This is a genomic window from Niallia sp. FSL W8-0954 (assembly GCF_038005605.1).
Classification (GTDB): domain Bacteria; phylum Bacillota; class Bacilli; order Bacillales; family Cytobacillaceae; genus Niallia; species Niallia circulans_A.
The window spans coordinates 1,203,160-1,217,225 of sequence record NZ_JBBOTN010000001.1 but is presented as its reverse complement, the minus strand read 5'-3'; the positions used below and the strand labels follow the sequence as shown (position 1 = coordinate 1,217,225).

Genomic DNA, 14,066 nt, shown 5'->3' with positions numbered 1-14,066 from the left:
CGTGACTTCTCCTCCTATAAAAATATAAATAATAGCTATTTTATAATATTCATCTTGCGCAAAAACTCAATGGGATGCTGTTTACGGAAGTGTTCCTTGACCATGTAAGCAACCCCTTCTTGGTCATTAGATCTCGTTACCCAGTCTGCTGCAATTTTCAATTGATTTGGAGCATTTCCCATTGCCACACCAAGACCTACTGCTTCAATTACCTCTAAATCGTCTAATCCGTCTCCTATGGCAACCATTTCGCTGCTCTTTATCCCAAGCTTCTCCCCTAAAAATAACAACCCGCTTCGTTTCGATACACCAGCTGGTAAAATATCTAGACGCAACTCATTATGTTGAACAATATGGATATTATCAAACATTTTTCCAAGCACTTCTTTTGCATCCTGGCAGTCTTTTTTCTCTTCAAAATAAACTTCCATTTTGGGCGGACTTACTGGTTCTTCTAATAAAACATCACTTAAAACATCGACAAACTGGTGGGAATAAAAGACTGGATCTCCAGATGATAAGACCGTTTTTGCAAGCATATTATGATGGAGTTTTGATTTGTTAGCTAGTGAGAATTTTTCATGTACCAAACGAATTTGGCATATGAATCCTTCTAAGAATCGGACAATATCTGATGTAAGGTCGTCTGCGATTCGTTTAACAAAAATAGTATCATCTTCATTATTGGCCACTAATGCTCCTTCATGTGCCACGATGTAACTATTTAATTTCAACGCTTTTGCCACCTTTTTCGCAGAGGGCAAGCTCCTTGCAGTTACAAGCGTTACATAAATTCCCTTTTGCTGTACATATTCAATCGCCTCTTTCGTCGCTTTCGTTAAGCGGCCATTTGATTGAAGGAGAGTACCATCGATATTTAAAGCTAGTAAGCGATAGATCATAAATTTCCCCCATTTCTTCGATGTATTGTCTTTATATATCATTTATGTAGAAAACAAGCATAATAGAACTTTTGAGGGAAGATTAACAAAAGATGTATGAATTTATTTCAGTAAGATTTTGTAATGCGAGATTTCGTTGTTAGGTAGTAAAATACGTTCTGTTATGCGCTCAAATTTTTTTTTAAAGCTCGCAATTCTTTTTAGGATCGAGTAGTGTAGTATAGCAAATCTATGGAAAAAATTGCTTTTTACTTTTTTGAATAAAATAAGTCATTTTTTTTAAAATAATAAACGTAACACAAATTAAATTACTCAAGGAGGAAACATTCATCATGGCAAATAACAATTCAAATCAATTATTAGTTCCTGGAGTATCTCAAGCATTGGATCAAATGAAGTATGAAATTGCATCAGAGTTCGGGGTAAACCTTGGAGCTGAAACTACTTCTCGTGCTAACGGTTCTGTTGGTGGCGAAATCACTAAAAGATTAGTACAAATGGCTGAGCAACAACTTGGCGGCAGCAGATTCTAAGACTAATTAAATAAATTTGGCTAATGGAGGACGGCGCCATGCCGTCCTCCTCTTGTTTTCTAAATAAGCCACAGGAAACGCCCCCGCAACCATAAAAAACCCCTACTAAGAGTAGAGGAGTTTTGTCATTATTATTGTTGTTGAGCAGGACCGTAAAGCTCTTCTAATGGTTTCATGATGATTTGGTTCAATTCACCAATTAATACGCTCATACGTTGTTCTGCTTCCATCAATTTCGAAATACTTTCGTGTTGTTGAACAAGTGCTACTGTTTTTTGGGCTTGTTCTACTTCTTCTTGTGTAATTTCTTGACCAGACATTTGCTTTTGCTGAAGCTGTAATTGAATATTACGGAAATTATCAAACATCGCTTTCGCAGAAGGATCTCCATTTACCGTATCATACATCTTTTTCAATTCTGTATATTCATCACTTTGACGAATCGCTTTCTCTAAAGCATTAGCAGGATCATGTAAATTTACTGCCATTTAAACAACTCCTTTTCATTAACAATTGACTCCACTATAACAAACTATGCATCATAATACCAGAAATACCTCTATTTCAGAAAATCAAGAAAGCTTCTAAAAATTAATACAAACAATTCTTCGGCAGCTAATCGATAAATCTTTTTCCTATGTCTTTCACACCTTTGCTTATCTTTCATAAGATATATCAGCACCAAAATAGGCGAATATCCGTATTGCCTCTTCATAACTTGAAAAACAAATGGGGAATCTGGATGACTCTGAAATTTTTGCAACTAACAAAAAAAGATGATTTTCAAAAAACATTAAAAGGATTATCTATTGCAATCAGTCCCTCTTTATTAAAATTTTTACATGTGGATCTCCATGATGACGTTTATGTATGTATAGCTAAAATGCTTATTCCAGTAAATGTACAAACACATTCACTTGAAAAACAAGATATTGTTTTTAGTACAGATTTAGAAAAAAACTTGCCAATTCCTAAAGAAATCAACACCTATCTTCTGCCTTATTATCACAAGAATCAAATAATCCATTTAGGCCCTGTTATTGGTATATTAACAGAAGTGAACGACGACAAAGAGGATATTTCTTTTCCTGCTATTCAACATTTATGCAAGGAATTGACGGAAGAATTAACGCAAATAGGCGGATTCTTTTATCTGTTCGGATTACAGCATGTTCAAGATGATTTCGTTCACGGTTATTTTTTTGCTAATAACACCTGGTCTAAACAACCATTACCTTATCCTAATGTCGTTTATAATCGACTTCATTCGCGAAAGGCAGAGGCAAGTACTTCTTTTTTGCAGCTCAAAAAAATATTAGAAGACAAAGAAATTCCTATTTTTAATAGTAAATTTTTTTCAAAGGATGAAACATATCAACTTCTCGTAAAAAATGCGGAAGTTACTCTCCATTTACCGGTAACGGAGCCTTTAACTGTGGAAAACTTACACTTTATGCTTAAGAATTTTCCAGTTCTCTATGTGAAACCTGTTCATGGAAGCCAAGGCAGAAATATCATTCATATTGAGTCCTTTAACAATCATTATATTGCTACAATTTCTTCTGGAAAAAGGAAAGGGAAAAGCCAGCTTTTCACGGAAGAAAAAAAACTTTGGAAATGGCTAGAACACTACAGTAAGGGAAGATCTTATATTTGCCAGCAAGGAATAGATTTTCAAAAATGGCAAGGGCGCTCCCTTGACTTTCGTATTCTTTGCCACAAAAACTATCAAGGGAACTGGACAATAACATCTACCGTTGCCAGAATTGCCCAAAAGAATGCAATTGTTGCCAATCTTGCCCAAGGCGCAGAGATGAAGCCTGCAAAAGCGGTGTTAAATGAATTGCTGCATACAGAAAATGCAGAACAAAAATTGGAGGAATTAAAAAGATTAGCAATCGAAATTGCCATTCTCCTCCATAAAAATACAGATGGATACTTAGGTGAACTTGGAATCGACATAGGCATGGATAAACAAGGACACTTATGGATCATAGAGGTAAACTCTAAACCTTCTAAGAAATTAGAGGAACATATTGAAAAAACAAGGCCATCCACAAAAGCTTTACTTGAATATTTTATTGCACTTTCCTTTTCCCCTTGTTTAAAGGAGCTATCAGACGATGAATAATTTCGGGATCATGTCATTATCCCTCGACCATGAAAATCATTACATTCACCAAATCGCAAAATATGGAAGGGATTTCGGATTTACGATCTATCATTTTGTCCCTTCTACTTATCATCCCTTTACACATACCGTAAAAGGAAAACAATATATGCCAGATTCAGATAGTTGGATAGAAGCAGAATTTCCGGTTCCTTCTATTCTATATGATCGCTGCTTTTATCATGATGATTCACATTCCATTCAATGCAAAAATATTATTCAGTGGCTGAAAAAACAACCGACAATTACTTTTCTCGGCAATGGATTACCAAATAAATGGCAGCTATACCAAGTATTACGCGAGTCAAAACTTTCTGCATATATTCCTGAAACTTTTCTCTTACAATCAGCCAATCAAATAAATTTTCAGAACTTAAATCCTGTCATTATTAAACCAATAAATGGTTCTCAAGGAAATGGACTATATTTTATTAAAAAGCAAAATAAAGACATCTTAGTTAGAACAGATAAAAAAGAAAAAACAATAGAAAAAATATTTTCGGATCAAGTGACTTTTAATAAATGGCTTAACCAGCTGTTAAAAAGAAATTCTTATATCATGCAGGTCCATCTTCCCCTTACCAACAAAGAAGAGCAGCCATTTGATATTCGCGCTTTAATGCAAAAAAATCCAAAGGAAGAATGGAACGTTATCGAAAAAGGAATCCGCATTGGCGAAAAAGGAAGAATTATTTCTAATTTAAGTGCTGGTGCGTCGATTATCGCTTTTGAAGATTGGTTTCAAACCGCTCCCTTTCCATTAAAAGGCTTTCTTAAACAAGAGATGGAGGAAATTCTTACCCTCCTTCCTTCTATTTTAGAAAATTCCTTCTCTGCACTATTTGAGCTTGGCGTAGATATTGGCATTTCACCAAATGGGTCATTATGGATTCTTGATGTAAATTCAAAGCCTGGGAGAAAAGTAATCATGACAGCATATCCACATCTATGTGAAAAGCTCTATCAAGCTCCAATCCTTTATGCTGCTAAACTTGCTGATGATAAAAGGAGGAATCGAGATGAAGAAGCTATATCCTATCGAAATAATCTCTAACAGCGAAAATACTGTTTACTTACCAACAGACTTTGAAGCAAATAAAAATTTGAAAATAATTGCATTTGGAACCGTCAGCAAAGAAGCCACTATAAAAAAACATAAAAAATCAAAAAATATCATAGGCATTAGTTCCGATCTTTTTAAAGAATTACTACTGCCTTCCAACAGTTCAAATGTGCACTTATTTTCAGATGACGAAACCATCTATATCGGCCCACTCGTAGGCATATTCACTTCTGGCTTTTCAACAATTAAAGTTCGCCCAATCGGGGATCGCTCGATTCTATTTTCTAAACTTCTTTCTGTGCAAAAAACAGTGGGAGTCATTGCCTTCCTATTTGGAGAGCAGCATATTAATTGGGAAACAGGAACAATTAATGGACTATTTTATGAAGATGGCTGGAAATCAGTAGAAGTTCCTTTTCCGAATGTCGTTTATGACCGTATCCCAAATCGCCGAATTGAAAATCTCCACAGAATCCAGGCCGTTAAAACGCGATTACAGAAAGAATACTCTATATCCTGGTATAATCCTGGTTTCTTTAACAAACTCGATATTTATGAACGACTTCTTCAGGATGACAGTATTTCCGATTATTTGCCTGAAACCCATGCACTCACTAATTTTTCTGTCATTGAAAGAATGCTGAGCAACTTCGGCAATGTCTATATAAAACCTAAAAATGGAAGTCTTGGTAAGGGAATCTACCAAATACTATTTGATAAAAAGGATGGCTGCTATTATACTCGCTTTAAAGATGAGGAGCAGGGTAATCGCTTAATGAAATTTGATCATTTGGAAGCATTAATGAATCACTTATTCGAAAATCAGAATTTATCTCATTATATCGTTCAACAAGGTATTCACTTAATTCGTTCAGAAAAAAAATCAGTCGATTTCCGTGTGCATACTAATAAAAATAAAGATGGTCAATGGGAAATGACGGCAATGGCCGCAAAAATTGCAGGCACAGGCAGTGTTACCACTCATCTTAATAATGGTGGTACGGTTAAAGCAATCGAAGAATTAACCAATACAGACCTTCATTGCGAAGAAATAAGCAATAAACTATCGAAGGCGTCCTTGCAAATAAGTAAGGCCATGGAAAAACAAATGGAAGGATATATAGGAGAAATCGGCTTTGATTTAGGATTGGACCGAAAAGGACGCGTATGGTTATTCGAAGCCAATGCAAAGCCGGGAAGAAGTATTTTTAAGCATCCTTCTCTTAAAAAATTTGATTTAGAGACTCGCCGAAAATCGCTCGAATACGCAGTCTTCCTAATGGATCAAAGTATTAAAAATCTTGAGGATATCTACCAATGAATATTTATTATGATTCCGAAAAAGAATGTTGGTATACAGCCTCGCGGGATACTTACTTTTTTGGGGCATCTAACATGTGCTTAGCTAATTTAATCCCAGCTGCCAACCATGCAGCTTTCCCAATTGTCCCACATGAAGATAAGGTTGGTCCATTAATCGGAATTATGATTGCAAGAAATAAACATAATAAATTAATTGGAAATGGCGAGCTCTTTAAACAGCTACAGGAAAAACTTCAACAACATGCGGGAGGAATTATCGTTATCTTTCCTCCTGAAAACTTACAGACAGAAAAACTAACGGGATATATATTTTGTTCCAGCAGAAACAGTTGGATAAAAGCGATTACTCCGTTACCAAACATTGTCTATAATCGTGTTCCTTTTCGAAAAACAGAGAAGCAGGAACCCTTTCAGACTGCCGTGTCCTTTTTAAAAGAACAAGGAATCCCCTTTTTTAACGCTTCATTTATTAATAAATGGGAGCTTCATCAATTGTTTCGTGATTCCCCTTTCTTAAAAGAGCATTTGCCTAAAACAACTCTTTTAAAGCAGAAGGAAGACTTTGCTGATTTTCTGCTTACGTATAAAAATATTTATTTAAAACCAGTAGAAGGCTTTAAGGGGAAAAATATTTACCGTATCAGATTAAAACAAAACGATTCTATCCATGTCAGTACAACCGAGGAGACCAAATACTACTCTACTTTAAATCAAGTCTGGGAACAGTATCAGCAAGATTGGCTCCAAAGAGAGTACTTGCTCCAAGAAGAAATTGACGGAGCCTTATATAATGGAAATCGCTATGATTTTCGCCTATTAGTTACCTTTGAAAATCGCTATGTCCTTACTGGAGTGGGAGTGAGACAATCAACCCAGCAGAATGTCACAACCCATATACCTTCCGGCGGAAAATTGCTTTCTTATCAGGAAGTACAACAAAAAGAGCATGACTTATTTTTCCAAAAAATAGTTGATCACTGTGGAATCTTGTTAACCCAAAAATATGGTTTTACGGGTGAGTTTTCCATCGACGCCTGTGTCGATAAGAATGGCCAGTATTATCTTTTCGAGGTTAATGCCAAACCGATGTTATTTGACGAAAAAGAAATTGAAGAAAAACGATGCCAGCAGCTAATAAAGCTTTTTTATTCATTAACTAATTTCCCCTTTCAGAATAAATCGCAGGAGATGACCCATCCTAAAACTTAGGAGGGATTATCATGAAAAAAGCTAAAAAAGATCTCCCATACGAGGGAAAAGAAAAAGCTTATTTAGATATTGATCGAATCATAAATGAAGGGTTAGCAGGTGGAACAGTAATAAATAGAGAAAATAACACAAATATGGAGGAAGCAAGGGAACTACCGGAAGAAGAACCCCCTCATCTAATCAAATAAACTGTTCAGGCATCCCCTCCTTTCGCTTTTTATTGGCAAAGGGGGTGCTTTTTTGCTTTCATTCGATTGATTTTATGATTTTGTCAGCTAATGTGGAGGATTTTCCAGCCGGATTTTTATTTTATCAGCCAAATCTGCGGACTTTTCAGCCAAACTTTTGGTTTATCAGCCAAATCTGCACTCTTTTCAGCCAAACTTTTATTTTTTCAGCCAAATCTGCACTCTTTTCAGCCAAACTTCTTGTTTATCAGCCAAAACACCACTCTTTTCAGCCAAACTTCTTGTTTATCAGCCAAAACACCACTCTTTTCAGCCAAACTTCCTTTTTTATCAGCCAAAACACCATACTTTTCAGCCAAACTTCCGATTTATCAGCCAAATCTGCACTCTTTTCAGCCAAACTTTTATTTTATCAGCCAAAACCTCGGACTTTTCAGCCAAACTCCCTTTTTATCAGCCAAAACACCACTCTTTTCAGCCAAACTCCCTTTTTATCAGCCAAAACACCACTCTTTTCAGCCAAACTTCCTTTTTATCAGCCAAAACACCACTCTTTTCAGCCAAACTTTTATTTTATCAGCCAAAACCTCGGACTTTTCAGCCAAACTCCCTTTTTATCAGCCAAAACGCCACTCTTTTCAGCCAAACTTCCTCACCACAAACCATCTTCATCACTTGCCCCTTTTCTATAAATCGGTATAGAATAAAATTATGAAAACATTTCGGAGGGACCCATCCATTGAAGCATAAATTATTAGCCTATTATAAACATAGCTTGGAGCAAGCAGTGCCCCCATCTCCATCACAGCTTTCCGATTACTATTGGTTTAAGGTTGATTTTCAAGATGATTGGATTGGGATTCAAAAACAGGAGATTGATGACTCTCAGCTAGAATTATTAAAAGCTTGCTATGATTTTTTTCAACCAGATGAAACATTAAAAAAGGAAGAATACAGTTGGAATCAGTACCTATATTTTAACGGAGAACAGCCTTCTTTCAAAAATATGGAGACATTACGTTTCATCCAGTTTCATATTAAAGGTGATACTACTTCCATTGAAAGAAAATTAATTGAATCGGCATTTGATGGTTTTATTCATGAAAATAGCCTTATTATTTGGAATGGCTCCAATGAAGGGGTTGTAATAGAGCAAAATGCACAATATTTAGAGGAGGAAGATTTCACTGCTCTTGCTCAAGCTTTGCAATCTGATTTCTTTTTTTCCATTTGCTTTTACATGGGAAAAGAGCTGAAACTAAATAGTTCTATTCCTGTTATTTTTGGACAAGAACGAAACTTTTTTTCAAAAGGTTTGGCATTTATGCCGAAATCCACCGTTCTTAGCTTAGAAACGATTCTGCCTAACCTGTTAATCAGCAGACTGAAGGAAGACGAACTTGATTTATTTAAAGAATGGTTTTCCATTTTTGAAGAAGACAAGGAACTACTGCTTACTATCAAAACATTTATTGAAAACAATGGACACAGCACTAATACTGCAAAACAATTGTTCATCCATCGCAATACCTTACAATACCGACTTGATAAGTTTACAGAAAAAACAGGCCTGAACCTAAAGAATTATCATTCTTATATCACCACCTATCTTGCCTGCCTATTCTACACTAGCGGGAAGTAGCTTAAAAAGCCAATATTGGCTTTTTTTACTGGGAAGTTTTATAGAAAACTGGCTATACAAGCTCTTAGGCATTTTGCTCAAAACTCTGTAAGCGTTTTTCATGCATTTCGCCGATTTGAAAACGGTATCAAAAATGGTAAAGTAGAATTATCAAATTGGTAGGGGGAGAACAAAATGGCAGAGCTAGTGTTAAAAAATATTTATAAAATCTATGATGAAAAAGTTGAAGCGGTTAAAGATTTTAATTTACACATTCAGGATAAAGAATTTATCGTATTTGTTGGTCCTTCTGGTTGCGGTAAGTCTACAACTCTACGGATGATTGCAGGTCTTGAAGATATTTCAAAAGGTGATTTCTATATTGATGAATTACGTGTAAACGATGTTGCACCTAAAGATCGTGATATCGCAATGGTTTTCCAAAACTATGCTCTATACCCACATATGACGGTTTATGATAATATGGCATTTGGTTTAAAGCTTCGTAAATTCCCTAAAGCGGAAATTGAAGAAAGAGTAAATAACGCTGCAAGAATTTTAGGATTAGAAGAATATTTAAAAAGAAAACCAAAAGCATTATCCGGTGGACAACGTCAAAGGGTTGCACTAGGTCGTGCCATTGTTCGTGATGCGAAAGTATTCTTAATGGATGAGCCATTATCCAACTTAGATGCTAAATTACGTGTGCAGATGCGTGCTGAAATTTCAAAGCTTCACCAAAGACTGCAAACTACTACTATTTATGTAACGCATGACCAAACAGAAGCAATGACAATGGCTTCAAGACTTGTTGTTATGAAAGATGGAGTTATCCAACAAGTTGGTGCTCCAAAAGAAGTATATGAAAAACCTGAAAATGTTTTCGTTGGCGGATTCATTGGTTCACCAGCAATGAACTTCTTTGAAGGAAAAGTAGTAGACAATAAATTAGTACTCGGTAATAATGCTTTCATTATTCCAGAAGGAAAATTAAAAACATTACGGGAACAAAATTATATCGGTAAAGAAGTTATCTTTGGTATCCGACCAGAAGATATTCACGATGAATTAGTATTCTTAAACAGTTCAGAAAATACAAGTTTTGATGCAAAAGTAGAAGTGTTTGAATTAACAGGTGCAGAAAGCCTTGTATATTCTACTCTTTCTGACAAGGAATTTGTTGCTCGCTTAGATTCTAGAGCAGACCTTCAAGCTGGTCAATCTGTGAAATTAGCACTTGATATGAATAAAGGTCATTTCTTTGATAAAGAAACAGAACTTCGTATTCGCTAATAAAAAAGTTAAATTCAAAGCTTACCTTGCTGATGCATGGTAAGCTTTTATTAATGGTTAGCCTCTATTCCTGGATAAACAATACCTCTTCTTGTCCACATTGTGGACAAAGCACAAGATGGGGACATAAATGTGCAGATAAATCCTGATAGCCGTTTTCTAGCTTCATTTGATCAATCGGCATATAGGCACTATAGTCATCATAATAATCCATCACTCTGCCTTTGTCCTCTACACGATCTCCACAATTAGAACAAACGCTTTCTAAATTTCCTAAGCCATTACAGATAGGACAAATGGAGCCCATTTCAAATTCACCTCTCTATATTCTACCCTAAAAAAATCAGCCTTTTTTGCGTTGAATTTATTCTTGCGTTTAGTTTCTCTATTGTATTTAGAAACTATCCAGCAGGAATAAAAGGAATTAATTTCCTTGATTTTTTCTAGAATAAGATAATGAAATCCAACCATAATAATAGTACAAGCAGCAACCAAGGCGAGAGCAAACATAAACAACTACTACTTTCCATATTATTGGGTTATACCTAGTGGTAGTAAGATATTTCTTACAGACTGGTGCAATTCCAGTTAACCCAACCAAAAAAACAACTAGAAGGAGCTGGAACACAATGGCAAACAACAATTCTTCAAATCAACTTTTAGTACCAGGAGTATCTCAAGCTCTAGACCAAATGAAATACGAAATTGCATCTGAATTTGGTGTAAACCTTGGTGCAGAAACAACTTCTCGCGCTAACGGATCTGTTGGTGGAGAAATCACAAAACGCTTAGTACAAATGGCTGAAAAGCAACTAGGTGGATTTCAAGGCTAATTGAAAATTTAATATAATGGCTAGAGCCCTCCTAATTTAGGGGGGCTTGCTTTATTTAGGGTATAACCACTTTATCGCATGGAGAAATTGTTTAATAAAGTGCTCTCTATTATGATCCGCATTTTCTCCAAGAATAAATTGATACTGTTCCTTTGGAAGTTTTTTAAAAAACACTTCATTTACCAGCGAAACATTTTCAACCATATACCTTTGAATATTAACCTTGCTTTTCCCCTCTTCCTCACCAACATACAAAAAAACACTATTTTCCATCTGCATCTCATTTTTTTGCACATAGGAAAGGCTGTTCGGATACCATAGTGATGGGGAAAGGAGCCCAAATCTAGAAAAATAATCAGTAAATTCATACATAGCATATAAAGAAATGAGCCCTCCTAGTGAGGCTCCTATCATACCTGTGTTTTGTCGATCTGCTTTAGTATGAAAGGTGGTATCTATATATGGCTTAATCGTTTGCGTCACAAAGGATAAATAGACCTTTCCTTCCCCCTTAAATGGTGGAAAAGTGGGACTAAGACTAGGTGAATACCAAGGCGTATACTCATGAAGTCGTTCTTTGGGTTCAATTCCCACAAGAATTACTTCCTCTGCTCTATCTAAAGAGAATAATTCTTCTAATTCATGTAAGATAGGATGAAAAAGATTTCCTCCATCATGAACGTAGATTACTGGAAAACTACTTGATAATTTATTATAAGAAGGTGGCAGATAGATACTCAAAGTTCGAGTTTGTATCTGGACCTCCCTTACCGTTCCCCTTATATTTCTTTTCCTACTTCTGTAACTATCCATTTCTCAACCTCTACACTTTAGCTTTTACTAATAAATAAACAAAATAGGGTGCACCAATAATACTTAAAATAATTCCCGCTGAAATTTCTGCAGGTGCGACAATTGTTCTGCCGATAAAATCTGCTATTAACATGAAGAGACTGCCAATTAACCCACAAACTATCAAGGAATTTCGATTTTTTAATCCAACTAGCAGTCTTGCCATATGTGGTGACATTAGTCCAATAAAACCAATGCTTCCTGAAACGGACACACATGCTCCAATCATGCCAACAGCACATAATAGTAAGAGCCATTTTTCTTTTTCCACTTTTACTCCTAAACCAATCATTACTGTTTCTTGCAATTGAAATAAATCAAGCGAGTACGCCTTTCGAATAATAAATGGAATGATTAGTAAAAACCATGGTAGCATTGCAAGAATAAATAGCCAATTGGCATTATAAATACTTCCAGTCAGCCATACTGTCGCCATTTCAAAATCCTGTGCTTTCATTTTTAAGGACATATACATGGCCAAAGAACCAAACCCAGAATTTATGGCTATTCCAGTTAAAATAAGTTTTTGCGAGTCCAGTCTTTCTCTATCTTTTGCTAATAAAAAAATAACAAATGCAGCAATAAATCCACCAACTAAGCCAATAAGCGGCATACTTAACACAAACCATAAGCTATCCTTATTAAGATTAAGCACTCCATGAAAGAAAAACATATAGGCAACAATCGCAGCCCCGGCTCCACTGTTAATTCCTAATATTCCAGGATCCGCAAGACCATTTTTCGTTATACTCTGCAGGATAGAACCTGCAATCCCCAATCCGAAGCCAACAAAAATGGCCAAGATAATTCTGGGCAGACGGAACTCAAATATAACTAGATCCGTATTAGCATCAGGATGATAACGAAAAATACTCCTTCCTATCTCTTGAAAAGAAAGAATATATTCTCCTTTGGATAAACTAATGAACATGACGATGAGACATAAAGCAATTAATACATACATCGATAGATAGGTTCTTTTTCTTTCTTTATCCACGTTGAGTATTCCCTCCTCCCTTTGTCTTTATTAAATACAAGAAGAAAGGGACACCTAAGAAGGCTGTTACTATGCCAATTGGCGATTCAAAAGGGTAATTAATGAATCGACTGAGAGTATCACATATGACGAGAAATATGGCCCCTATAATTCCAGAGCATGGAATTATTTTTCGATAGTCAACCCCAACCATCATTCTTGTAATATGGGGAATAATTAAACCGACGAATCCTATTTTGCCGGCTAGCGAAACAGAGATCCCCGTCATCATCACAACAGATGCCATCGTTAAAAGCTGAATAATGAATGTTTTCTGGCCAAGTGATGTAGCAATTTCTTTTCCTAACGATAAAATAGCAATTGATTTGGAAAGCGATAATGCCAGAATAATTCCAATAATGGCTAAAGGAAAGCAAATAAGCAATAGATCATTATTAAGCTGGTGCAAGCGGGCATTATACCAGAAGCTCATATTTTGAGATACTTGAAAATAGGAGGCAATGGCAGAAGATAAACTGCTTAAAAAAGATCCAAAAACAGTGCCTATAATGGCAAGTCTTAAAGGAGAAAAACCATTCTTCACAATGGAAGCTAAACCTAAAACTAAGAAAACACCTAAAGCAGATCCGATAAAAGAAAAAGCTACCATTTGAAAGGAATTTAGTCCTGGAACAAATACAAAAGCAAGTGTTATCATAAATGCAGCACCATCCGAAACTCCCATTATGGACGGCGATGCTAAATAATTCCTTGTCATTCCCTGCATCATAGCTCCGGACATTGCCAAAAGGCCGCCTATTAATAAAGTTCCTACTGCTCTAGGAAGTCTGGCTGTCCGGATAATGGTATGCTCCACATTTTCTGCATCAAAATAAAAAAAGGCATCAAAGACTTCCTTTAATGAAATATTCATTGTCCCTAACGAAATAGATAAAAGAATAACTGCAATACATAAAAAAGGCGCACTATATATAATCGCATATGCTCTTACTTTCTCTTTATCCAAATTTGACATCACCTGATCGAATGAACCTCCTTTCAAAAAAAGACCCCCACCAAGATGGAGAAATGAGGTGGGGATA

General features: G+C 35.9%; 16 protein-coding genes. 10 read left to right on the top strand and 6 right to left on the bottom strand.

Annotated elements, in window-relative coordinates; all coding sequences use genetic code 11:
- Positions 1 to 35 precede the first annotated feature (35 nt).
- Positions 36 to 902 carry a Cof-type HAD-IIB family hydrolase gene (locus tag NX902_RS06005; RefSeq protein ID WP_163187614.1) on the bottom strand — a complete coding sequence of 289 codons (867 nt, stop codon included), beginning with the start codon at positions 900 to 902 and terminating at the stop codon, positions 36 to 38.
- Between the two features lie 332 nt (positions 903 to 1,234).
- On the opposite strand from NX902_RS06005, the gene NX902_RS06000 reads away from it, so the two are divergent.
- Positions 1,235 to 1,435 carry an alpha/beta-type small acid-soluble spore protein gene (locus NX902_RS06000; RefSeq protein WP_047943041.1) on the top strand — a complete coding sequence of 67 codons (201 nt, stop codon included), beginning with the start codon at positions 1,235 to 1,237 and terminating at the stop codon, positions 1,433 to 1,435.
- A 131-nt stretch (positions 1,436 to 1,566) separates the two neighbouring features.
- Here NX902_RS06000 and NX902_RS05995 read toward each other — a convergent pair whose 3' ends face one another.
- Complete coding sequence (locus tag NX902_RS05995) at positions 1,567 to 1,923, bottom strand: YlbF family regulator (protein ID WP_047943039.1); 357 nt, start codon at positions 1,921 to 1,923, stop codon at positions 1,567 to 1,569.
- A gap of 269 nt (positions 1,924 to 2,192) precedes the next feature.
- On the opposite strand from NX902_RS05995, the gene NX902_RS05990 reads away from it, so the two are divergent.
- The 8 genes from NX902_RS05990 to NX902_RS05955 all read left to right on the top strand — a co-directional run bounded on the left by NX902_RS05990 (position 2,193) and on the right by NX902_RS05955 (position 10,302).
- Positions 2,193 to 3,566, top strand: coding sequence for a YheC/YheD family endospore coat-associated protein (locus tag NX902_RS05990; RefSeq protein ID WP_341160608.1), 1,374 nt, complete (start codon positions 2,193 to 2,195; stop codon positions 3,564 to 3,566).
- Complete coding sequence (locus NX902_RS05985; protein WP_163187610.1) at positions 3,559 to 4,659, top strand: YheC/YheD family endospore coat-associated protein; 1,101 nt, start codon at positions 3,559 to 3,561, stop codon at positions 4,657 to 4,659. Before NX902_RS05990 ends, NX902_RS05985 begins: the two co-directional genes overlap by 8 nt.
- Positions 4,625 to 5,989, top strand: a complete 1,365-nt coding sequence (locus NX902_RS05980; RefSeq protein WP_095330121.1) for a YheC/YheD family endospore coat-associated protein — start codon at positions 4,625 to 4,627, stop codon at positions 5,987 to 5,989. The genes NX902_RS05985 and NX902_RS05980 overlap by 35 nt, the downstream gene beginning before the upstream one ends.
- 74 nt (positions 5,990 to 6,063) lie before the next feature.
- Positions 6,064 to 7,200, top strand: a complete 1,137-nt coding sequence (locus NX902_RS05975) for a YheC/YheD family endospore coat-associated protein (protein WP_163187608.1) — start codon at positions 6,064 to 6,066, stop codon at positions 7,198 to 7,200.
- An 11-nt stretch (positions 7,201 to 7,211) separates the two neighbouring features.
- A complete protein-coding gene (locus NX902_RS05970; protein WP_164463914.1) occupies positions 7,212 to 7,388 on the top strand; it encodes a hypothetical protein in 177 nt (58 codons plus the stop codon).
- A 74-nt stretch (positions 7,389 to 7,462) separates the two neighbouring features.
- Positions 7,463 to 8,080, top strand: a complete 618-nt coding sequence (locus tag NX902_RS05965) for a hypothetical protein (protein WP_341160607.1) — start codon at positions 7,463 to 7,465, stop codon at positions 8,078 to 8,080.
- A 47-nt stretch (positions 8,081 to 8,127) separates the two neighbouring features.
- Positions 8,128 to 9,030, top strand: coding sequence for a PucR family transcriptional regulator (locus NX902_RS05960; RefSeq protein ID WP_095330125.1), 903 nt, complete (start codon positions 8,128 to 8,130; stop codon positions 9,028 to 9,030).
- Positions 9,031 to 9,204: 174 nt separating this feature from the next.
- Positions 9,205 to 10,302 carry an ABC transporter ATP-binding protein gene (locus NX902_RS05955; RefSeq protein WP_095330126.1) on the top strand — a complete coding sequence of 366 codons (1,098 nt, stop codon included), beginning with the start codon at positions 9,205 to 9,207 and terminating at the stop codon, positions 10,300 to 10,302.
- Between the two features lie 64 nt (positions 10,303 to 10,366).
- Here the strand turns inward: NX902_RS05955 and NX902_RS05950 are convergent, their stop codons facing one another.
- Positions 10,367 to 10,609, bottom strand: coding sequence for a hypothetical protein (locus tag NX902_RS05950; RefSeq protein ID WP_095330127.1), 243 nt, complete (start codon positions 10,607 to 10,609; stop codon positions 10,367 to 10,369).
- 322 nt (positions 10,610 to 10,931) lie between these two features.
- Here NX902_RS05950 and NX902_RS05945 point away from each other — a divergent pair, with 322 nt between their 5' ends.
- Entirely contained in the window at positions 10,932 to 11,135 is a 204-nt protein-coding gene (locus tag NX902_RS05945) for an alpha/beta-type small acid-soluble spore protein (RefSeq protein ID WP_031535675.1), read from the top strand.
- A 51-nt stretch (positions 11,136 to 11,186) separates the two neighbouring features.
- On the opposite strand, the gene NX902_RS05940 is transcribed toward NX902_RS05945, so the two are convergent.
- From NX902_RS05940 to NX902_RS05930, 3 genes are all read right to left on the bottom strand, one after another.
- A complete protein-coding gene (locus tag NX902_RS05940) occupies positions 11,187 to 11,876 on the bottom strand; it encodes an alpha/beta hydrolase-fold protein (protein ID WP_204259934.1) in 690 nt (229 codons plus the stop codon).
- A gap of 82 nt (positions 11,877 to 11,958) precedes the next feature.
- A complete protein-coding gene (locus tag NX902_RS05935; protein WP_163188177.1) occupies positions 11,959 to 12,951 on the bottom strand; it encodes a FecCD family ABC transporter permease in 993 nt (330 codons plus the stop codon).
- A 25-nt stretch (positions 12,952 to 12,976) separates the two neighbouring features.
- Entirely contained in the window at positions 12,977 to 13,999 is a 1,023-nt protein-coding gene (locus NX902_RS05930) for a FecCD family ABC transporter permease (RefSeq protein ID WP_172860140.1), read from the bottom strand.
- Positions 14,000 to 14,066: the final 67 nt, after the last annotated feature.